We start from the raw sequence: 21,277 nt of genomic DNA on the forward strand, positions 1-21,277 counted from the left end.
AAAACTGGTGGTACCCGGCACGACGACGCCCCGGGCCGTACGGACGACGACCGTCCCCGTACGGGGCGGCGCCGCCGCCGGACTGGCCCCCACGTACGCCGCGAGTGGATGATGGGACGTAGGTGATACTGCGGAATGTCCGGTGATGGTGGCACCGAGGTCGAAGTCCCGAGGCTGTGGGCGGACCCGGCAGGCGGGGCCGGCAGCGGTCTGCCGCCGGGCACGGACGAGCAGGAGGCCGTCGCCGGGCAGATGCTGGCGTTCGCCGGCGCCGCGCTCGTCGCCGTCTATGTCCTGGACGCGGGCGGCAGGGCGCTGCGGCTGGCCCAGTCGTCCGGGCGGCTGCGCGACCGGATCCCGCTGCCGGACCTGTACGCCCTGTCGAGCAGGTCGCCGGTCACCGACGCGTACTGCTCCGGGCACCCCCTCTGGCTCGGCCCCGGCGACCTCGCCGCGTACGGCGAGACCGGACAGCGGACCCTCCCGGTCGACATCTCGCTGGGCGCGCTGCCCTGGCGGCTGGGCTGCCTGCTGGTGGTGGACGACGACGAAGAGGGCTTTGACGTCGAGCGGCGCGATTTCCTGGAGGTGTACGCCGACCAGGTCGCCGCGCGGCTCGAAGCGCACGGGGAGCCGGGCAGTGTCCTGACCGCCGGCCGCCCGCCGCCGCCGGTCCTGCCCGCCGCCCCTCCCGACGCCCTGCGGATCGGGAAGTTCAGCCTCGTCCTCGGCACCGGGCGGATCGAGGCGGACGCCCGGGTCCTCGAACTGGTCGACATGGCACCGGACGACTTCGACGGGCGCGTGGAGACCCTGCTGGCGCACTCCGTCCCCGACGACCTGCCCGCGCTGATGTCCCTGATGGAGCCGGGCAAGGTGACCTCGGGCAGCCGGGAATTGGAGTTCCGCGTCCGCCGGATCACCGGTGAGCTGCGCTGGCTCCAACTGCGCTGCCGGGTGGTGGCCGACAGCTCCGGCCGGCCGGACCGGGTGGTGGGCGTGGTCGCCGACGCGCACGCGCTGCGGCCCAGCGCCGACGAGGTGTCGCGCGTGCAGCGCCTCGCCTCGGCGCTGGCGGGCGCGAAGAGCGTCCGGGACGTGGGCCGGGTGCTGGTCTCCGCGCTGCGCGGCCCGCTGGGCGCCGACCGGATGGCGTTCGCCGAGATCGAGTCGGACCGGCTGGTCGTCCTCGCGCTCGATCCCCCGGAGCCCTCCGCGTGGCCGGACGTCTGGCGGTCCGAGTGGCGTTCCGAGTGGCCCGACCTGCCGATCCGGTCCCTTCCCACGCTGGCGGACACGCTGCGCGAGGGCCGGGTCAGCCTGTGGCCGGAGGGCCCCGCGAGCGAGGGCGGTCTCGCGGAGGTGGGCCCCGGCGGGCTCGCCGTCCTGCCGCTCCCCGCCGAGGGGCGGGTGGTCGGCGCGTGCCTGGTGGGCTGGGACGAGCCGCACGAGTTCCGCCCCGAGGAGCGGTCGCTGCTCACCGCCACGGCGGGCCTGGTGGGGCAGGCGCTCAAGCGCGCCCGCGCCTTCGACGCCGAGCACGAACTCGCCACCACGCTCCAGCGCAGCCTGCTGCCCCGCAGGCTCCCGGCGCTGGCCGGCGGGGTGGCCGTCGCCCGCTACCTCCCCGCGATGGCGGGACTCGCCGTGGGCGGCGACTGGTACGACGTGATCCCGCTCTCCGAGGGGCGGGTCGCCCTGGTCATCGGCGACGTGCAGGGACACAGCGCCGCCGCCGCGACGATCATGGGCCAGATGCGTACGGCGATCAGGGCGTACGCCGTCGAGGGCCACCCGCCGGACGTGGTCGTCTCGCACGCCAACCGGCTGCTCGTCGGCATGGAGACCGACCTGTTCGCCACCTGCTGCTACGTCGAGCTGGACATGGAGGAGGGCGACGCCTGGTTCGTACGGGCGGGGCACCTCCCGCCGCTGCTGCGTCACCCGGACGGCTCCACGGAGGAGATGACGACCGAGGGCGGGCCCCCGCTGGGTGTCCTCGCGGACGCGGAGTTCCCCATGACCACGCTCGGGCTGGACCCGGGCACGGTCCTCGCCCTGCTGACCGACGGCCTGGTCGAGTCCCAGATTCTCCATCTGGAGGACGGCATGCGCCGGATGTGCGAGGTGCTCGGCTCCGCCGACACGTCCGATCCCGGCCGGATGGCCGACACGATGCTCGGCGGCGGCGGGCGCCGGGACGACGACGTGGCGCTGCTGCTGATGCGCTACGACGGGATGAAGGTACGGCCCGTCCGGGCCAGCTGGACGGTGTGGCGGCTGCCGGACGCGGTCATGCACGCGCGGCGCTTCACGGCGCGGACCCTGCGCGCCTGGGGCCTGTCCGAGGAGGCCGACGTGGTGCTCCTCGTCGTCTCCGAGATGGTCACCAACGCGTTGGTGCACACGCAGGGGTCGGTGCGCCTCGATCTCGCGCTGGCCGCCGACCGGCTGCGGATCGCCGTGACCGACGGGTCCCCGCGGGCGCCCGCCAAACCGGTGATCGTCGACTGGGAGTCCACCGGCGGGCGCGGCATCCTGCTGGTCGAGGCGATGTCGGCGGCCTGGGGTTCGGTGCCGGTGAGCGGCGGCAAACAGGTGTGGAGTGAAATCACGGTGCCGCCACGCGAGGCGCCGGGCCCGGACGCCGGGCCCGTGGCAGGGTAGGCCGCGTCCGACCTGCCCGTACCGCCTCCGGTCCCGGGTCAGGAGGGCGCCGTCGAACGGGCGAGGAGGAACTCCGGGTGTTCCGTACCGCAGCACGTACCGGGCTCCGTCCCACCACCGTCACCCTCGCCGTCTCGCTGGCGGTCGCGGGCCTCGCCCTCGCCGCCTGCGGCGGCAGCGGCGGGGGCGGAGGGGGCAGCGGTTCGAGTGACAGCGGGGTGACGATCGGCCTGCTGCTCCCGGACAGCCGTGCCTCCCGCTGGGAGAAGTTCGACCGGCCGCTGATCGAGCACCGGGTCAAGGAGCTGTGCGGCAACTGCCGGGTCAGGTACGGCAACGCGCGGGGCGACGTGGCGGCCCAGCAGCAGCAGGTGGACTCCATGATCACCGAGGGGGTCGACGCGCTGATCCTCACCCCCGTCGACGCCAAGGCGCTGACCTCCTCGGTCAAGGAGGTGAAAGCGGCGAACATCCCGGTCATCTCGTACGACCGGCTGAGCGAGGGCCCGATCTCCGGCTACGTCTCCTTCGACGGCGAGCAGGTCGGCAGGCTCCAGGGCACGGCCCTGCTCAAGGCCCTCGGCCCGCACGCGGCCGGCCGCCAGATCGTGATGATGAACGGCGATCCGTCCGCGGACCCCAACGCGAACCTGTTCAAGCGGGGCGCCCTCTCCGTCCTGCGCGGCAAGGTGCGCATCGGGAAGTCGTACGACACCGAGGGCTGGAAGCCGGAAGTCGCCAACAGCAACATGTCGGGCGCGATCGGCGCCCTCGGCGCCGACCACGTCGACGGGGTGTACGCCGCCAACGACGGTCTCGCCGCCGGGGTCATCGCGTCCCTCAGGGCGAACGTCGTCAGGCCGCTGCCGCCCGTCACCGGACAGGACGCCGAGCTGTCCGCCGTACAGCGCATCGTCGTCGGCGACCAGTACATGACGGTGTACAAGCCGTTCGCGCCCGAGGCCGACGCCGCCGCCGAGATGGCCCTCACCCTGGGCCGGGGCCAGAAGCTCGGCAAGCGGGCCCCCGACCGGGTGAACAGCCCCACCACCCAGGACATCCCGGCCGTCCTGCTCGACGGGATCACGGTGACCGTCGGCAACATCAGGACCACCCTCGTCAAGGACGGCATGTACTCGATCGGCCAGATCTGCTCTCCGAGGTTCGCGTCAGCGTGCGACAAGGCCGGACTCACCACGTAACGGCGCGAGGAGGGAGTTGGTGACCGTGACCGCCGCGCCCCTGCTGGCCGTGCGAGGCGTCTCCAAGCGCTACGGCGCCGTGCAGGCGCTCACGGACGTCGAGCTGGAGGTCCGGGCCGGTGAGGTCGTCGCGCTGATGGGCGACAACGGCGCGGGCAAGTCCACGCTCGTGAAGGTGATCGCGGGCGTCGACCCCGCCGACTCGGGAGTGATCGAGTGGGAGGGGCGGCCGGTACGGATCAGACGCCCCCACGACGCCAAGGACCTGGGCATCGCGACCGTGTTCCAGGATCTCGCGCTCTGCGACAACCTCGACATCGTCGGCAACCTGTTCCTCGGCCGGGAGATCAGCAGGTGGGGCATCCTCGACGAGGTCGAGATGGAACGCCGTACCCGCGAACTGCTGGAGACGACGCTGCCCCTGCACGTCCCCCATGTGCGCGTCCGGGTCGCCTCGCTGTCCGGAGGGGAGCGCCGTACCGTCGCCCTCACCCGCTCGCTGCTCGGCGCGCCGAAGATGCTCCTCCTGGACGAGCCCACCGCCGCCCTCGGCATCCAGCAGACCGTCCGGGTCCTGGACCTGGTCGAGCGGCTGCGGGACCAGGGCCTCGGGGTGCTGATCATCAGTCACAACATGGGGGACATCAAGGCGGTCGCCGACCGGGTGGCGGTGCTGCACCTCGGCCGGAACAACGGCTCCTTCGACGTGGGCACCACCTCCCAGGAGCAGATCCTCGCGTCCATGACCGGCGCGACGCGCAGCGCCGTGACCCGCCGCCCGCCGGGCGTGGGGAGGGACGAGTCCTGAGTACGTTCGTCACGGCCCTCTCGCGCCTCGCCCGGGCGTTCGGCCGCAGACTCGGCGGCGGCGAACTCGGCTCGGTCCCGGCGGTGGTCGGCCTCGTCGTGATCTGGATCGTCTTCCAGAGCCTCAACTCCCGCTTCCTGTCGCCCCGCAACCTGTCCAACCTCAGTGTGGACATCGTCGGCACCGGACTGATCGCGGTCGGGATCGTCTTCGTCCTGCTGATCGGGGACATCGACCTGTCGGCCGGTTCGGTCAGCGGCCTCGCGGCGGCCGTGTTCGCGGTGCAGAACGTGCTCCACGGGGTGACCGAGTGGGTGGCGGTGGTGGTCGCCGTGCTCGTCGGGACGGCCGTCGGCGCCTTCCAGGGATACGTCGTGGCCAGGGTCGGCGTACCGGCGTTCGTGGTGACGCTCGCCGGGCTGCTGGGGTGGAGCGGCCTCATGCTCTACATCCTGGGCACGAGCGCCACGATCAACCTCGACGACCAGGGCTTCGTCGCCCAGCTGACCAGCTATTACTTCCACGACGACGGGGCCGCGTACGGGCTCGCGGCCTTCGGCACCGCCGCGTTCCTCCTGGTGTCCTGGCGGGACCGGCAGCGTCGCAAGGGCGCCGGGATGGCCCCCAGGAGGCTCGCCGAGACCGGGGTGCGGACGGCGGTGGTGGCGGTGGTCGCGTTCGGCGCCGCCGCCGTGCTCAACCGGTTCCAGGGGCTGCCGCTGGCCCTTCTCCTCTTCCTCGTCCTGATCGCGGCACTGGACGTCCTGCTCCGCCGTACGCCGTACGGACGGAAGGTGTACGCGATCGGCGGCGGCATCGAGGCGACCCGGCGCACCGGGGTCCACGTGGTGCTGGTGCGTGTCTCGGTCTTCATGGTGTCCGGGACGATGGCGGCGGTCGGCGGCCTGTTCCTGGCCTCCCGGATCACCGCGGCGAACCAGACGTCGGGCTCCGTCATGCTGCTGATGAACGCGATCGCCGCGGCGGTCGTCGGGGGCGCCAGCCTGTACGGCGGACGGGGGACGACCTGGTCGGCGCTGCTCGGCATCCTGGTCATCCAGTCGATCGCCTCGGGCATGGCGCTGCTGGGGATCCAGTCGGCCGTACAGCTCATGATCACCGGGGGTGTGCTGCTCGCCGCGGTGGTCATCGACTCGCTGTCGCGGCAGTCGCAGCAGGCGCACGGCAGGGCCTGATCCGGGTACGGGGCACACGTCCGCCGTACGCCTGGCTCCTGCCGTACGCCTGTCGGGGGGGGCGTCGCGGACCTCGCGGGCCGCGGGGTCAGGTGCCCGGGACGGCGGGCACCGGCGGCAGATCGAGGTGTTCGCGCAGAGTGGTGCCCTCGTACGCGGTCCGGTAGACACCCCGTTCCTGGAGTTCCGGGACGAGCTTGTCGACGATGTCCGTCAGCGAGGCGGGCAGCAGGTGCGGCAGGAGGTTGAAGCCGTCGACCGCGCGCGTGCGGACGTAGCGGGTCCACTCGTCGGCGACGGTCGAGGGGGTGCCGACGAAGGACGGGTGGCCCGGGGACACCTCCAGGACCAACTCGCGGATCGACAGGCCGCGTTCGGCCGTGAGGTCGCGCCACTTCCGGATCAGGGCCAGCTTGCCGCTGCGGTGGGAGAGCGCGATCGTGCCCCGGGAGGGGTCGAGTTCGTCCTCGCTGGGCTCGATGTCGGGCAGCGGTCCGTCCGGGTCGTAGGCGGAGAGGTCGGTGCCCCAGTACTGCTCCAGGAAGGCGATCGCCCGGGGTCCGTTGACCTGTTCGCGCCGTACCCAGCGGGCCTTCTCCTCCGCCTCGGCCGGTGTGTCGCCGAGGATGACGCTCGCGCCCGGCAGGATCCGCAGCGAATCCGGTGTGCGGCCGTGGCGGGCCAGCCGTTCGCGCAGGTCGGCGGCGTACGCGACGGCCTTGCCGTACTCGGTGTTGGCGGAGAAGACCACGTCGGCGTGGCGGGCGGCCAGTTCGCGGCCGCCGTCCGAGTCCCCGGCCTGGAAGAGCACGGGACGGCCCTGGCGGCTGCCCGGCACGGTGGCCGTGGCGCGCAGCCGTACGAGGTCGCTGTCCCGCTCGACCGGGGTGACGGAGCCGGGACGGGCCCAGCCCGCGGCCCGTCCGTCGGGCGCGACGGCGTCCGGGGCCCAGGACGACCACAGCGCCTTGGCCGCCTCCACGAACTCCCCGGCCCGCTCGTAACGGCGTTCGTGTTCCAGCCAGCCGCCGTGGCGGAAGTTGGCGCCCGTCCAGGCGTTGTCGGTGGTGACGATGTTCCAGCCGGCCCGGCCCTCGGACAGCAGGTCCAGGCTCGCCAGGCGGCGGGCCAGGTCGGCCGGATAGTTGTACGTGGTGTTCTGGGTGGCCACCAGGCCGATCCGCTCGGTGACGGCGGCGAGCGCGGAGAGCTGGGTGATCGCGTCGGGGCGGCCGGCGACGTCGAGGTCGAAGACCCGGCCGCGGTTCTCCCGTACGCGCAGGCCCTCACCGAGGAAGAACGCGTCGAACAGGCCGCGTTCGAGGGTCCGCGCGATCCGGACGAACGTGTCGATCTCCGTGTGGGAGAGGGCGTCCGGGTCGGTCCAGATCAACTGCGGGCCGACGCCGGTGAAGAAGACGCCGAGGTGGAGCTGGGGAGGGGTTTCCGGCATGGCACTCACCTCAGGCGTGGGTGGCCGCGGGGGCGGCGAAGCGGTTGGCGGGACGGGGAAGGCCGAGGGTGTCGCGCAGGGTGGCGCCGGGGCGGGGGGCGCGCGACAGGCCCGCGGCGGACAGCTCCGGCAGGACGCGCTCGACCAGGACCGGCAGGTCGGTGGCGAGGACGGCGGGGTGCAGCCTCACCCCGTCGACCGACTCGGCCAGGTGGCGGAGCAGGCCGACCAGGGCCTCCGGGGAGCCGACGTGGCGCAGCCGCCCGGACCCGGGCCAGGGGGCTGCCTCGTCCAGTACGGCGAGCCGGTCGGCGGCCGGGAGGCCGGCGTCGAGGACCACCTCCACCTCGGCGAACACCAGCGGCGCGCCGGCCTCCCTGGCCGTGGCCGCGCGGGCCGCGACGGCGGCGACGTCGGGACGCGCCACCAGGACCACGTCGGCGCGGCTGTCGGCCTCCAGGGCGTCCGGGGCCAGGACGACGACCTGGCCCTGCGGCGGACGCGGGGTGATCAGGGGGCCCTTGACGGTGAAGGACGCGCCCTCGAAGTCGATGTGACGCACCCGGTCCGCGTCCAGGAAACGGCCGGTCGCGACGTCCTTGACGACCGCGTCGTCCTCCCACGAGTCCCACAGGGCGCGGGCGGTGTCGATGACGTCGGCGGTCTCCCGGCGCAGTTCCCCGGCGGAGAGCGGCGCCCGTCCGACGGTGGCGAGGGCGGCCTCGCCGGCGGCCGCGCCGACCACCCAGCCGGCCCGGCCGTGGGAGGCGTGGTCCAGGCTCGCGAGCTGGGTGGCGAGGTGGAACGGTTCCGTGGGGGCGACGTGCAGGACGGGTGCGAGGCCGATCCGGTCGGTGAGGACGGAGACGTGGGCGGCGCGGGTTCCGGCCTCGATGCGGCCGGCCGGCCGGGTGCCGTCGTTGGGGGCCTGGTACGGGGAGGCGTCCGGGTCCGCGCCGGGCGGCAGCGGTGAGTCGGCGAACGTGACGAGGCCGAAGCCGGCGTCCTCGGCGGCGGCGACCACGTCCCGGAGCGCCCGGGGGGTCAGGACGGCGCCGGGCGGCCGCCCCGAGTGGCGCCAGGCGGCGGGGTGGGCGCCGTCGCCGTCGACCTCCAGGGCGAGGTGCAGGCGGGGAAGAGGCGGACGACCGTCGTCGGGGTCGGTCATGGGGAGTACCTCCGGGTGGAGTGGTCCGGGAACGGGGCGGGTCGGCAGAGGCCGTGGGGGTGGGCGAGTGCGGCGGGGAGGTGCGGGATCGGCGAGTGGTGGGCCTCCGTTTGCCGCAGGGGTGAGGGCCTGGTGCCGTACCAGCCGGAGGGCCACGGTGACGGCGGCCGGGAGGCCGCCGCCCGGCGGACGGCGGGGCCACTGTGCGTCAGGTCGAGTACGAACCGGTCCCGGCGGACACGGCGGTGGCCGGCGAGGGGCAGGCAAGTGCGAGGCGGGGCGCGATCAGGTCGTGGCGCCGGATAACACGGGGGCGTATCCCCGAAGTAGGTCGTCCGCCCGGAGGGCGTGCCAGGCGTCGCGAGCCAGACACCACTTCGCGGACACGCCCTGGCGGCGCGCGCGCTCAGCGGCCTGGAGACGTCCTCGTACACAGCGCGCTGTTCACGCGCAGCAGGTCGACGTGGCGCCGGGCGACGCCGAGTTCGAAGGACCCGCCGTGGTGCGGCACGCGGCGGTCGCGTGCGCCGGGACGTCGCGTCCGCATACCGTTCACCTCGCCTCGCACTTGTCGGGTCGATCGCCGGGCCCCGGCCGTACCGGGCCCAAAGCCCCCCCCGCCGGAGCGGGTGATCGGATTTCACGTTAACCGGTCGTCCCGCTGGGAACAATGCCGCCCGGAAGCGCCGGCAGGGCTCCTCGCGCTCCTCCCGGCCCGCCGTGCCCTGCCCTCGCCGCCCGGCCCGACCGCCGATGTCCCGGCCGACGTTTCATACGAGTGAAACGATGGGATCCGTCCGGCCCGGCTACCGTGGCCGGGTGATCACCCCGGGCCCGGTCCGTCTCCTCGTCCGTCCCGGCCTGCCCGGGGCGCGCCCGTGGACACCCCGGAACCGGCGACAGAGCCGCACGCAAGGAGCACCGCATTGGACGTCCACGCCTCCCTCACCGACGCGGTCGGCAACACCCCGCTCGTGCGCCTCAACCGCGTCACCGACGGGGCGGTCGCGCCGGTCTGCGTGAAACTGGAGTACGTCAACCCCGGCGGCAGCGTGAAGGACCGCATCGCGCTGGCGATGGTCGAAGCGGCCGAGGAGGCGGGCGAGTTGCTGCCCGGCGGCACGATCGTCGAGGGCACCTCGGGCAACACGGGCGTCGGCCTGGCCATGGTCGCCGCCCAGCGCGGCTACCGGTGCGTCTTCGCGATCCCGGAGAAGAGCAGCGCGGAGAAGGTCGCCGTCCTGCGCGCGTACGGTGCCGAGGTCGTCGTCTGCCCCAGCGACGTACCGCGCGAGCATCCGGATCATGTGCACTCCGTGGCCACCCGGGTCGCCGCCGAGACGCCGGGGGGCTGGCTGGCCAACCAGTACGACAACCCGGCCAATCCGCTTGCGCATTACCGCACCACGGGGCCGGAGATCTGGCGGCAGACCGACGGACGGATCACCCACCTGGTCTCCGGCGTCGGCACCGGCGGCACCATCACCGGGACCGGCGAGTTCCTCAAGGAGGTGAGCGGCGGCCGCGTGACCGTGGTCGGCGCCGACCCGGAGTCCTCGGTCTACTCGGGCGGCGACGGAAGCCCGTACTACGTCGAGAGCATCGGCCACTTCCGCCACCCGGAGACGGTGGACGACACCTGGCCGGAGTCCTACCACCCGGAGGTCGTGGACCGGTTCGAGCGGATCAGCGACCGTGACTCCCTGCGGACGGCGCGGCGGCTGGCGCGCGAGGAGGGCCTGCTGGTCGGCGGCTCCGCCGGGACCGCCGTGGCCGCCGCGCTGCGGGTGGCGGCGGAACTGACGCCGGAGGATCTGGTGGTCGCGCTGCTGCCGGATTCGGGCCGCAACTATCTCTCCAAGGTGTTCGACGACACCTGGCTCCGCGAGCTGGGCCTGCTGGACGAACCCGGGGCGTGACGGGGGAGGTTCGACCGGCGTGGCGTGTCCCGTCCCGTCCCGCGTCACGTGTCCCGTCCCGTGAGACTCGCTCTTGACAAGCCCGCCCACCCGCCACGTACGTTCTTCCTGCTCGCACCAGGACCGATGGGGAGTCACCGTGAAGGCATCGCACGTCAGGTCCGCCCTTTCCGGGCCGGCCCGCGCCGCGATCGCGCCCCTGGTCCGGACCAGGCGCCGGCATGTGGACCTGTGCCGGACCCACACCGCGCTCTGTCGCTGACCCCTCGGCGTTTCCGTCCGGCGATTCCCCTCGGCGTCGTCGCGTCGTCCTCGCGCCGCCCTCGCCTGCCCGGACGCCGTCCGGATCCGGTCCGGCAGGCCCGTACCCACCATGACACCCGGCCGGCTCCCCTGCACGAGCTGCTCAAGCGGAAGATCGTCGCCGCCGACTACACGGGCACCACGCTGCGGGAGAACCTCGGACTCGACCTGCCCGCGCGCGAACCGGCCGCTCCCACCCACATTTGACGGATCGTCATATTCGTTCGCCCTCTTCGCTGTCCGGAAAGGAAGTCGACCCCGTGGTTCATCACATCGTCGTCGGAGGAGGGGTCATGGGCTCCTCGGCGGCCTGGCACCTGGCCGCCCGGGGTGAACAGGTCACGCTCTTCGAGCAGTTCGGGCCCGGGCACGACCGGGGCAGTTCGCACGGCAGCTCGCGGATCTTCCGCCTGGCCTACGCGGACCCGTTCTACGTCTCGCTGGCGGTACGGGCCCTGCCGCTGTGGCGGCGCCTCGAAGAGGAGACCGGACGCCGGGTGCTGGAGCTGACCGGCGCCGTCGACCACGGCCCGGCCGCCGCGACCTCCGCGCTCCACGACGTCCTCCGCGCGGCCGGCCGGCCCTCGGAGTTCCTCACCCCGGCGCAGGCCGCCGAGCGGTGGCCGGGGCTGCGGGCCGACACCACCGCGCTGTTCCATCCCGAGGCAGGACGGGTGCACGCCGACCGCGCGGTCGCGGCGTTCCAGCAGGCCGCCCGGCAGCACGGCGCCCGCGTCCGGCACGGTGTGAAGGTGACGAGTCTGTCGGTACGGGGCGGGCGCGCCGAGATCGTGACCGACGGCGAGGAGGCGTTCACCGCCGACTCGGTGGTCGTCGCGGTCGGCGGCTGGGCGCCGGGCCGGCTGTCCGGGCTCGTGTCCGGCCTGCCGCCGATGCGGGTCACCCAGGAGCAGCCCGCGCACTTCCCGGCACCGGACGCGCTCGACTGGCCGAGCTTCATCCACCACCCGGGGGCCGGGCTCGAGGACGAGGGCGGGATCTACGGACTCGGCAGCGACGACGGGGTCAAGGTCGGGTTCCACGGGGTCGGCCAGGTCGTCGACCCGGACCACCGGGACCGTACCGTCGTCGCTCACTCCCTCGCCGAGGTCCAGCGGTACGCCGAGCAATGGCTGCCGGGCGTGGACGCCACGGCGCCGGTGGCGAGCACCTGCCTCTACACCACCACCCCCGACCACCACTTCGTCATCGACCGGGCGGGACCCCTGACCGTGCTGGCCGGCTTCTCCGGGCACGGGTTCAAGTTCGCCCCGGTCATCGGGGAGCTCGCCGCCGACCTGGTCGGCGGGGCGCCGGCCGCCGACCGGTTCGCTCTCGGGCCGCGCGTCGGCTGAGCCCGGCGGGAGCGCCCCCGTACCACTCACCAGGTCCAGGCCGCGGGCCCCGGGCGGCCGGGCCCCAAGGAGATCAGCACCCCCGCGAGGAGATCGGCACCGTCATGTCCACCAGCGTCCACCCGTCCCAGAGCCAGCCGCTGCCCGAGCCGCGGCACGAGCCCGGCAGCGCCCCGGCGCCGCACCTCCTCGACAACCCCGCCTGGGCCTCGCTCACCGGCCCGCACTCCCCCTTCGCCGAGCGGGTGGGCCGCGCCGCCCGCTATCCCACGAACGTCTCCCCGTTCACCGCGCTCTCCGACTCGACCGACCCCCGCGCCTGGGACGACCTCGTCGCGCTGGTCGGTCCCGGCACCCTCGCCCCGGTCAGCGGCGCGACGCACCTTCCCGACGGGTGGGAGGCCGTCCGGCGGGGACAGGGCGTCCAACTGGTCGACACGTCCCTGCGCGCCGAGCCCGACGCCGAAGCGGTCCGCCTCACCCCGGCCGACGTACCGGAGATCCTCGACCTGATCGCCCGTACCGAACCGGGCCCTTTCCTGCCCCGTACGATCGAACTCGGCACCTACCTCGGCATCCGCCGCGAGGGCCGGCTCGTCGCGATGGCCGGCGAACGGCTCCACCCGCCCGGGTGGCGGGAGATCAGCGCGGTCTGCACCCACCCCGCGCACCGGGGCCAGGGGCTCGCCACCCGGCTGGTCCGCGCGGTCGCGGCGGGCATCCGGGAGCGCGGCGAAACACCGTTCATGCACGCGTCCGCCGCCAACACCGACGCCATTCGGCTCTACGAGTCCATCGGCTTCACCCTGCGCCGCCGTTCCGCGTTCCTCCTGGTCCGGACCCCGTCGGGGCCGTCCCCCCGCCGGTCCACGACGTCGTAGGGGCCCGCGCGGTCATCGGTGGTCCGGCGTTCGCTCCACGGAGAGGTCGGGCACGATACGGCCGAGGCGGGCGGGGAGCGCCCAGTTGACGGGGCCGATGAGGTGCATGAGGGCGGGGACGAGCAGGCCCCGGATGATCAGGGCGTCCACGAGGACCGCGAAGCCCAGCCCGAAGCCGAACTCCTTGAGGACGAAGCTGTCGCCGATGAGGAAGGAGCCGAAGACCAGGATCATGATGCTCGCGGCCGCCGCGATGATCCGGCCGCTCTTGGCCTGGCCGAGGGTCACCGCCTCGTGGTTGTCGCGTACGGCTCCGGTCCTGAGGTCCGCCGTGTCCCCGCGCGCGGTGCGGCGTTGGTGGTGCCACTCCTCCTGCATCCGGCTCACCAGATACACCTCGTAGTCCATCGAGAGCCCGAACAGCACCGAGAACAGCAGGACGGGGATGAAGGCGTCGATGGGTCCGGTGGTCGGCAGGCCGAAGGCCGAACTGCCCCATCCCCAGGTGAACACGGCGGTCAGGGCACCGAGCGCGGCCCCCACGGAGAGGAGGTTCATGACGGCCGCCACCAGTGGGATCAGCAGACTGCGGAAGACCATCACCAGGAGCACGAACGCCAGGATGACGACGACGGCGATGAACAGGGGCAGTTTGTCGCTCAGCACACGCGAGAAGTCGATGTTGCTGGGGGTGGCGCCGCCGACATGGACGGCGGGGTGCCCCGGCCCTTCGGCCCTGGGCGCCAGGTGGCGGATGGTGGAGACCAGGGTGACGGTCGCCTTCTCGCCCGGAGCGGTCGTCGGGTAGAGGATCGCCAGGGCGGCCTCACCGTTCGGGGAGGTCACCGGAGGGGTCACCCGGGCCACGCCGGGGGTGCGGGCGGCGTCGGCGAGGAAGCGCGCGAACGCCTTCTTGTCGTCCGCCGACGAGACCGCGCTGACCAGCTGGAACGGACCGTTGAACCCCGGCCCGAAGCCCCTCGCGAGGGCGTTGAACGCCTGGTGTGTGGTGGAGGAGGTCGGATCGGCGGCGGCGCCGGACGAGCCGAGGCGGAGGCTGAAGAGCGGCAGGGCGACCACCACCACGACGGCCAGGGAGGTCGCGGCCACGAGCCACCGGCGTACCTCGATGAACCTCGCCCACCGCAGCCAGAAGCCCGAGGCGTCGGTGGAGAGGGGACCTTTCTCCTCAAGAGCGGCGCGCTCCCGGCGGGAGAGGACCTTCTCACCGAGGAACCCGAGCATCGCGGGCAGGAACGTCAGTGAGGTCGCCATGGTCAGCGCGACCGTGATCGCCGAGGCGGCGGACAGCCCGTACAGGAAGTCGACCCCCAGCGCGAACTGCCCCAGCAGCGCGATGCACACCGTGATGCCCGCGAACAGCACCGTACGCCCGGAGGTGTTCACGGCCTGCTCGGCCGCCGCCCGGTAACCGAGCCCCGATGTCACCGCGCTGCGGTGCCGGCTGATGATGAACAGGCCGTAGTCGATGCCCACACCGAGGCCGATGAGGATCGCGAGGTCGCTGGAGACGCTCGGTGTGTCCATCACGTGGGACAGCAGGCTGATGATCGCGTGGCCGATGAACAGGGCGACGATCGCGGTGATCAGCGGCATCAGGGAGGAGAAGAGCGCTCCCCCGAAGACGATCAGCAGGATGACCAGCGCGGCGACCACGCCGACGGCGATGGACAGGCCGGGGCCCGACGCCTCCTCGTTGGAGATGGACTGGCCACCCAGCGAGATGTGGACGTCGGGACCGTCGGCGGTCTTCGCGGCGTCGATCAGATGCCTGGCGTCGGTCTTGGTGACGTCCGCGGCCACCTTCGACCAGGTCACCCGGGCGAACGCCACGGTGCCGTCCCGGCTGATCTGCCCCGCGCCCAGCTTGCTGTACGGGCTGATGACCGACGCGACACCGGGGACGGCGGCCACCTTGGCGAGCGCGGCGGTCACCGGGTCCTTGACCGCGGTGGAGCGTACGGTGGTGCCGTTCCGCGCCTCGATGACCACTTGGTCGTTCTCACCGGACGCCGAGGGGAAGCTCTTCTTGAGGAGCGACACCGCCGCCTGGGAGTCCGTACCGGGCAGGCTGACGCTCTCGTTGTACGAGCTGCCGATCGACTGGCTGATCCCGAGGAGGACCACCAGGGCCAGCAGCCAGGCTCCCACCACTCTGCGGCGGTTCTCGAAGCACCAATTGGCCAATTGATTCACGGGAGCAAGGTCTACTCGTCCGGGGGACCCCGGCTCGGGAGGTCACCCCAATGAGGGCGCGTCGTCGGCGGCAGGGGCGCGGCAGCGTCGTCGCGGGCCCGAAGCTCGAACAGCCGCTGTCGCTCGCCAGTTGCACCGAGGGCGTACGCCGCCAGAACCGCAGGCCGGGGCGGAATCTGATCGGGCTCGACCGCTTTCCCTGCCCCGCGGCTCTGGCGGCCGACGTGGGGGTACGGACCGGCGAGCCGGTCTGGCACCTGGAGCGTGTCCTGCTCGCGGACGACGAGCGCGTCGGGCTGGAGAGCACGTACGTGGCCGTGTCCCGCGTCCCGCGCCTGGGGGTCGACTTCGAGCCGGACTCGTCGTTCTACTCCTATGTGCGCGAGGTCGTCGGCGTGCCCTTCGGCGACGCCGACGAGCGGATCGAGACGGTCCTGGCGACCCCCCGGGAGGCACTGCTCATCGGTACGCGCGGCATCACGGTCAACAACATCCAGCCGGGCCCCACCGACACCGAGGGCAACCCGGCCGACGGCCCCAACGCGGCGGCCCTGCTCGGCTGGATGGCCCTGGACCGCTTCGGCACGCCGGAAGAGATCGCCGCCCTGACGTTCTGCCTCGCCGACCCCGAGGCCGCGTTCGTCACAGGAGCCAGCCTCAACATCGACGGCGGCTTCACCGCCTGACCACCCACGGCACCGGCACCGAAGGGGGCGGCCTTTTACAACGTCGGCAACCTGATCAACGCGAATACTTCGTGAAAGCGGTCGTCCGGGAACTGAAGGCACAGTGCCCGGAATTGAAGCCCCAGGAAAAACGCTGTGGACGACCTAGCGGTCCTGGCGTCTTTCATGCTCGCACAGCGAGGGGGTTCCAGTGGTTCAGGAGGGAAGGACGGGTCGTCTTTCCGGATCCGGTCCAAGCTCAGATCTGCGATCTGACGCAGCCACTCCCGACCATCGATCCATCGACTCAATCGGAGGGGGCCGCCGTCCTTGCCGATCGACGCCGCCCCATGCACTCAGGGGGCCCTGACCGTGTTCGTCGTGGCTGTGACCCCGCGGGACCGGCAGGTCCTCGTCATCGCGGGCAGGTCTGCTGGAAAGGCAAGCCCGGTACGTACTCTTCCCATTCTTCTTCGGTGAGACCTCCGTCGGCGAGGGCGCAGGCCCGCCCGATGGTGTCGGCGCTGATTTCGGGGAGGTCGTTGAGGTCCCACAGGAGGACGTTCGTTCCGTCCGAGCCGAGCAGGTGCCCGTCAGGGGTAAAACCGGCAATACGGGCACCTCTTGCGAGCTGGGTGAGTCTCGCGGCCCGGTGAGGCTGGCCTCGTTCGCCGAGCGACCACAGCACTATGTCTCCGTCGACAATTCCGGCGAGGAGATTTCCCCTTGGGTGGAATTCCACCAGAAGGCCGACGTCCTTTTCGGTCGATCTGGCGATCTCCTGAGGATGTCCGGGATCGCGGATGTCCCACAGCAGCAGCGTCTCGTTGTGGCTGCCAGTCGCGAGCATTCGACTGTCGGGAGCGAAAGCGGCAGAGCTGTCGCTCCAGGGCAGATCGACTGGCTTCGTGGCGGCTTTGCCGTTCCACAGAGCCGTACCAGTCTTGGTCCTCAGGGCGAACAGGTTGCCGTCCGGGCTCATCAGTGACGGGACCGTAAGCCCGGCATTGGAGATATCTTTTCGCTGACGGGGGCGGGCGAGGTCTTCGGCGCTCCACACGGTGTTGGAGTCTGTGTCGTCGGTGACGAGCAGGGTCCTGGGGCCTGACAAGAATGCCAGGGAAATGATCGGTTGCGGGCGGTTCACGGTTGCGGCCATGCGGGGGCGGGCGGGGTCGGTGAGGTCCCAGAACAGCAAGTCACCGCCGTCGTCACCGGTGGCCAGCGCTTTCCCGTCCGGAGCGAAGGAAAGGGACCGGACCCACTTGGTGTGGCCTCGCAGCGTGGCGATGTGCTTCGGCTTGAGCGGGTCGCCGAGGTCCCACAACTCCACGACTTCCCACCCACCGCCGGCAGCGAGAAGACGTCCGTCGGGACTGATGGCGATCGCCGAGACGTTGCCTTCCTGACCCAGCGCGCTGACCACCCGCGGGCCGCGGTCAGTGGCCTGCCAGTGAACGACTTCGTCGTGCGCCGCGCTGACCAACTGTCGCCCGTCCGTGCTGAAGGCCAGTGATTCGACGTCATCGTTGTGGTGACTCAGTGTCCCCGCCTTCAAGGGATTCGCCGGGTCGGACACGTTCCAGACGTTCACGGTGTCGTCGGAGTTGCCGGTCGCCAGCACGTCGCCGTCCGCACGGAAGGCGAGGTCCGTGACAAACGCCTTCTGTCCGTTCCAGCTGTTCACGCGACGCGGTTTGGCGGGTGTCGCTACGTCCCAGAGCTCAATTGAAACGTAATCCGTCAAGACCAGCGCCCGGCCGTCAGGGCTGAACGCGAACGTCTCGTCATTTCCCTCGAAGCGGGTCAGTTTCCTCAGGCGGGCCGGGTCGGTGATGTCCCACAGAGTCACTCCTCCCGTGTCTATGATCGAGTCCTTGTCCGGGTAATCCCCGGACGATATGAGCGCGCCGCCGCCTGTGGCGAGTGTCTTGCCGTCGGCGCTGAACTCGATCTTCTGCTTGTCGTAGGTGCCGGGCTGGATGCCGAGCCGGCGGGGCTGCGAGACGTTCTGCACGTCCCACAGAACCACGGCTCCGTGGTCCTCTTTGGTCTCTCCCCACCCCACCGCGCCGAGGGTCCGGCCGTCGGGGCTGAACCGTATCGCCTCGGCCTTCCCGGGCAGTGTGGTCACGTGCAGGGAGGCGCTCCTCTCCGGCGACGTGGTCCCCCTCAGTTTCCACAGGCCGATGAGGCCGTTCTCGCAGATGACCGCCAGCGCGCGAAGCCCGGGGCTGAACGCGACGGCGGAGGCCTCTTCCTGGCAGGCATCGAGATCCGCGAGCCGCTTCGGCTTGCCGGGGACACGGACGTCCAGGAGTTGGACGCCCCCTTGGCCATGCCCGGCGGCCAGGGTCTTACCGTCCGGGCTGAGTTCGACCGGGTCCGCGAACCCTAGGCTGGTGCGACCCGCGAATGGTGTCTGCACGAGAGTGTCGAAGAGCTCCGAGCGGGCATCCGCCGACGGCTGGAGCCGGTACGCCGCGATGCCGAGGCTCAGCGATGTCCGCGGGTCGGTCGTGCCCAGGTTCTCGGCCTCTGCTCGCAACGCCCGGTAGGTGGCCAGACGCCGCTGTGAATCGGCCGTACCGCGCTGCTCGACCGCGACCACTGCGGCTGTCACCGCCAGGCACAGGGCCAGTGCGATCCCGCCGAGTGCCACCTTCAGCCGCCTGAGGCGCTGTGCGTCCCGGGCGTGTTCCGCGCCTTCGGCGGTCACGCTTTTCGCCAGGAACTCCGCGTCCAGGTCACGTGACAGGGGGTGCCGCTCCAGCAGTTCCAGTGCGCTGCGGAGCCGGGTGCCCCGGTACAGGAATGCCTGATCGTATCCGGCCGCCGCCCATGCGTCGGCGTCGTCGGCGATCTGCTGACGCAGAATCAGCTCGGACCGGTCCTCGTCGATCCAGCGCCGCAGGCGTGGCCAGGCGTGCAGCAGTGCCTCATGAGCTACCTGCGCGCTCTTGTGGTCGATGGTGACCAGCCGTGTGGCGACCAGTCGGTCGAGCAGATCCTCGTCCTGGTGCCCCAGCAGGAGTGTGCTGGTGGCGATGCTGAGGCGTACGGAGTCCCCGGAGCCGTCGGCCGCGACGTGCACCATGCGCAGCAGCAGTGCGCGCAGCGCGACTTGTCCGGCCTCGTCGAGGGCTTGGTACAGGTCCTCGGTGGTGGTGGTGACGGCCTGCCAGATCCCGCCGGTGGCCTGGTATCCGGTGAGGGTCAGCATGGCGCCGCTGCGGCGCCGCCAGGTTTCGCGAAGGGCGTGCGCGAGGAACGGCAGGCCGGCCCGTCCGCCTTGGCGCAGGTCGTGGAGCAGCCGGTCGGTGAGGCCGGTCTGGAGGGTCAGGCCGGCGGCCTGCGCGGGGTGTTCCACGGCGGCCCGCAGTTCGTCCGTACTCATCGGCGGCACGGCCAGCTGGGTGCGGGCCAGAGCAGCGACGAGGCCGGGGTGTTCGAGGCAACTGCCGTAGTGGTCGGCGCGCAGACTCAGCACGACGCGCGGCCCTTGTGGCCGGGGTTCGGTGAGGACGGAGATGAAGCGGGTTCGCTCCTGCTGGTCCTGACACCGGGTGAAGACCTCCTCGAACTGGTCGACAACCAGCAGCCGGCAGGACCGCCGTCCGGGGAGGGGTGCCGGCAGTCCGCCCTCGTCCAGGATGCTGCGGACCTCGTCCGGTGGCCGCCCGGTGTATCCGGCCCAGAGCTCGGTCAGTTGGCGCAAGGGGGACGGCCCGGGTGCGGACAGCAGGAGTACGGGCCAGGGTTCGCCGCCGGCTTCCAGGCGGGCGATGAGCCCGGCGCGCAGCAGGGACGACTTGCCGACGCCGGACGCGCCGACCAGGACCAGTGGCTCTGGGTCGGATGCCCGAGCCGCGGTCAGCAGGTCTTCGGTGAGCGCGGCGCGGCCGTGGAAGTATCCGCTGTCCTCGGGGCGGAAGGGTTCCATGCCCGGATACGGGCAGGGCACATCGGCCGGAGGAGCGTCCTGCGGACCGGGGTCGGCGCGGTATGCCCGGTTGGGGGCGAGTACCAGGTTGCCGAGTGTTCCCTCGCTCTCGCGGTGCGGGCGGGCGGGCTCGTCCTGCATCCTCCGGTCGAGGGCGGCGTGAACGTGGTCCAGGGTGAGCAACGGCGGGCCGGAGGGCTCGCCGTTCTCCAGCAGGCCCAGCAGGTGACCGGTGAAGCGGGTGTGCCGCTCGCCCATTGGCGCGTACGACAGGTCGTAGTACGAGGCGGAGCTGAGCAGGAAGCTGCCGCGGGGCCGTGCGGCGGTGAACGGGTTGACCCCGCGCCCGCCACCGGGAAGCGACGCCCGGCCCGAGAAGCAGCAGTCGAGGATGACGGCGCTGCCCCCCGTGGCGGCGCTGAGGAGACCCTTGAGGATGTGGTAGGCGATGGCGTCGGCGATCTGATGGGTGGACCGGCTCGCATAGGTGGCCAAGTACAACTCGTCGCCAGGGCCCAGCAGTCCGTGGCCCGCGTAGTGCAGCAGGACCGGACCGGTTGCCTCGGCCACGACCTGCTCGACGGCGGCGACGATGGCCGAACTGCTGGCGTGGGCGGGAACCCGATGGACGCGATCGTCGGGCATTCCGCATGCTTCGCCCAGCGCGTGCTGGAGGTCGTCGAGCGTGGTATCGACCGACGGGAGAGCGGGCAGGGAAGAATCGGAGATGTGCGAGCCCGTGCCGAGAAGAATGGCATGTGCTCCAGGCTTGGCAAGATCTCCACCGTGTCGGCTCCCGGCCGGTTCGATCACAGGGCCGGCGGCGCGGTGTTGTCGGGCTCGGCCGGCAAAGCTGTCACCTCTGCGGCCAACTGCCTTGCCAAATCAGCCGATTGCTGGGCGTCGAGCCCACGGACATGCTCCGAGGAGACCGTGATCTCCGTGCCGTCGGGCCGGGTGATGGTGATGGTCTGACTGCCTCGCCGGGTCTGTGCCCAGGCGACGACCGCTCCGGCGAATACTGCGGCCACCCCGCCGGGTGCCAGAAGGGCGATCAGCGCGTCGGCCGCGACGCCCATGGCACCGGGCGGCAATTCCTCGTTGCCGCCCGCCCGGATCCGGCCGCGCAACAGGGGGTCCTGACTCAGCCAGTTGCGTAACTCGTGGGTGTGGGACTCGCCTTCACCCTGGACCGTGATGACCGCGTGCATGCCACGCACCTTACGGGGCAGATCGCGGAACCCACCAGTACATCGGGTCGGCCTCCGCCCCGGCACAGAGCCCGCCAGGGCATTGTCGGTATTCCCGGTCGGGGACGGCAAGGCGCGGGCGGCACCGCAGAGGTCACACCAATCGCACCGCCCCACGGCTGTCCGCCCCGGGCATCGTTACGGACTGGTTCGGGAGCCCGGTTTTCCGCCGACGCCTGCGGGGGCGGCTGTCCCGCGCGGTAGAGGCGACCCTGATCGACGCCGGGCTTCTGCCACTTGATCTTGGCCC

Annotated in this window: 14 protein-coding genes and 1 pseudogene; 9 read left to right on the forward strand and 6 right to left on the reverse strand. The window is 71.9% G+C overall.

What is annotated here, in order from left to right:
* Window positions 1-135: 135 nt before the first annotated feature.
* From ACIODU_RS17680 to ACIODU_RS17695, 4 genes are all read left to right on the forward strand, one after another.
* Entirely contained in the window at window positions 136-2,667 is a 2,532-nt protein-coding gene (locus tag ACIODU_RS17680; protein WP_401768433.1) for a SpoIIE family protein phosphatase, read from the forward strand.
* Between the two features lie 77 nt (window positions 2,668-2,744).
* Window positions 2,745-3,869 (forward strand): sugar ABC transporter substrate-binding protein, encoded by a 1,125-nt coding sequence (locus ACIODU_RS17685; protein WP_401768435.1) that lies wholly within the window; start codon window positions 2,745-2,747, stop codon window positions 3,867-3,869.
* 16 nt (window positions 3,870-3,885) lie between these two features.
* Window positions 3,886-4,677, forward strand: coding sequence for an ATP-binding cassette domain-containing protein (locus ACIODU_RS17690; protein WP_401768437.1), 792 nt, complete (start codon window positions 3,886-3,888; stop codon window positions 4,675-4,677).
* Window positions 4,674-5,873, forward strand: a complete 1,200-nt coding sequence (locus tag ACIODU_RS17695) for a sugar ABC transporter permease (RefSeq protein WP_401768730.1) — start codon at window positions 4,674-4,676, stop codon at window positions 5,871-5,873. Before ACIODU_RS17690 ends, ACIODU_RS17695 begins: the two co-directional genes overlap by 4 nt.
* An 88-nt stretch (window positions 5,874-5,961) precedes the next feature.
* Here ACIODU_RS17695 and ACIODU_RS17700 read toward each other — a convergent pair whose 3' ends face one another.
* From ACIODU_RS17700 to ACIODU_RS17710, 3 genes are all read right to left on the reverse strand, one after another.
* A complete protein-coding gene (locus ACIODU_RS17700) occupies window positions 5,962-7,326 on the reverse strand; it encodes an NtaA/DmoA family FMN-dependent monooxygenase (RefSeq protein ID WP_401768439.1) in 1,365 nt (454 codons plus the stop codon).
* Between the two features lie 10 nt (window positions 7,327-7,336).
* Entirely contained in the window at window positions 7,337-8,494 is a 1,158-nt protein-coding gene (locus ACIODU_RS17705) for an LLM class flavin-dependent oxidoreductase (protein ID WP_401768441.1), read from the reverse strand.
* A gap of 406 nt (window positions 8,495-8,900) precedes the next feature.
* Window positions 8,901-9,041, reverse strand: coding sequence for a putative leader peptide (locus ACIODU_RS17710; protein ID WP_356422782.1), 141 nt, complete (start codon window positions 9,039-9,041; stop codon window positions 8,901-8,903).
* A 379-nt stretch (window positions 9,042-9,420) separates the two neighbouring features.
* Between ACIODU_RS17710 and ACIODU_RS17715 the strand changes: the two are divergent.
* The 4 genes and pseudogenes from ACIODU_RS17715 to ACIODU_RS17730 all read left to right on the forward strand — a co-directional run.
* Window positions 9,421-10,407 (forward strand): annotated as a pseudogene (locus ACIODU_RS17715) (PLP-dependent cysteine synthase family protein); the annotation flags it as partial.
* A 237-nt stretch (window positions 10,408-10,644) separates the two neighbouring features.
* The gene (locus tag ACIODU_RS17720; protein ID WP_401768443.1) at window positions 10,645-10,923 is read left to right on the forward strand and encodes a hypothetical protein; all 279 of its coding nucleotides are present in this window, start codon (window positions 10,645-10,647) and stop codon (window positions 10,921-10,923) included.
* 53 nt (window positions 10,924-10,976) lie between these two features.
* Window positions 10,977-12,071 carry an FAD-dependent oxidoreductase gene (locus tag ACIODU_RS17725; RefSeq protein WP_401768445.1) on the forward strand — a complete coding sequence of 365 codons (1,095 nt, stop codon included), beginning with the start codon at window positions 10,977-10,979 and terminating at the stop codon, window positions 12,069-12,071.
* Window positions 12,072-12,175: 104 nt separating this feature from the next.
* Window positions 12,176-12,952, forward strand: coding sequence for a GNAT family N-acetyltransferase (locus ACIODU_RS17730; RefSeq protein ID WP_401768447.1), 777 nt, complete (start codon window positions 12,176-12,178; stop codon window positions 12,950-12,952).
* Between the two features lie 12 nt (window positions 12,953-12,964).
* Here the strand turns inward: ACIODU_RS17730 and ACIODU_RS17735 are convergent, their stop codons facing one another.
* Window positions 12,965-15,169 carry an MMPL family transporter gene (locus ACIODU_RS17735; RefSeq protein ID WP_401768449.1) on the reverse strand — a complete coding sequence of 735 codons (2,205 nt, stop codon included), beginning with the start codon at window positions 15,167-15,169 and terminating at the stop codon, window positions 12,965-12,967.
* Between ACIODU_RS17735 and ACIODU_RS17740 the strand changes: the two genes are divergently transcribed.
* A complete protein-coding gene (locus tag ACIODU_RS17740) occupies window positions 15,160-15,855 on the forward strand; it encodes an SDR family oxidoreductase (RefSeq protein WP_401768732.1) in 696 nt (231 codons plus the stop codon). The genes ACIODU_RS17735 and ACIODU_RS17740 overlap by 10 nt on opposite strands.
* 394 nt (window positions 15,856-16,249) lie before the next feature.
* On the opposite strand, the gene ACIODU_RS17745 is transcribed toward ACIODU_RS17740, so the two are convergent.
* Both ACIODU_RS17745 and ACIODU_RS17750 read right to left on the reverse strand, forming a co-directional pair.
* Window positions 16,250-20,590, reverse strand: coding sequence for a hypothetical protein (locus ACIODU_RS17745; protein WP_401768451.1), 4,341 nt, complete (start codon window positions 20,588-20,590; stop codon window positions 16,250-16,252).
* On the reverse strand, window positions 20,587-20,988 hold the full coding sequence (locus ACIODU_RS17750; protein ID WP_401768453.1) for a hypothetical protein: 402 nt from the start codon (window positions 20,986-20,988) through the stop codon (window positions 20,587-20,589). Before ACIODU_RS17750 ends, ACIODU_RS17745 begins: the two co-directional genes overlap by 4 nt.
* Window positions 20,989-21,277: the final 289 nt, after the last annotated feature.

Origin of the sequence: Streptomyces sp. NPDC088261 (genome assembly GCF_044740805.1) — a bacterium.
Taxonomy (GTDB): domain Bacteria; phylum Actinomycetota; class Actinomycetes; order Streptomycetales; family Streptomycetaceae; genus Streptomyces.

Coding starts and splice junctions, on each gene's coding strand:
- ACIODU_RS17700 (WP_401768439.1), bottom strand. CDS start 7,326: ATGCCGGAAACCCCTCCCCAGCTCCACCTCGGCGTCTTCTTCACCGGC.
- ACIODU_RS17705 (WP_401768441.1), bottom strand. CDS start 8,494: ATGACCGACCCCGACGACGGTCGTCCGCCTCTTCCCCGCCTGCACCTC.
- ACIODU_RS17750 (WP_401768453.1), bottom strand. CDS start 20,988: ATGCACGCGGTCATCACGGTCCAGGGTGAAGGCGAGTCCCACACCCAC.
- ACIODU_RS17730 (WP_401768447.1), top strand. CDS start 12,176: ATGTCCACCAGCGTCCACCCGTCCCAGAGCCAGCCGCTGCCCGAGCCG.
- ACIODU_RS17710 (WP_356422782.1), bottom strand. CDS start 9,041: ATGCGGACGCGACGTCCCGGCGCACGCGACCGCCGCGTGCCGCACCAC.
- ACIODU_RS17680 (WP_401768433.1), top strand. CDS start 136: ATGTCCGGTGATGGTGGCACCGAGGTCGAAGTCCCGAGGCTGTGGGCG.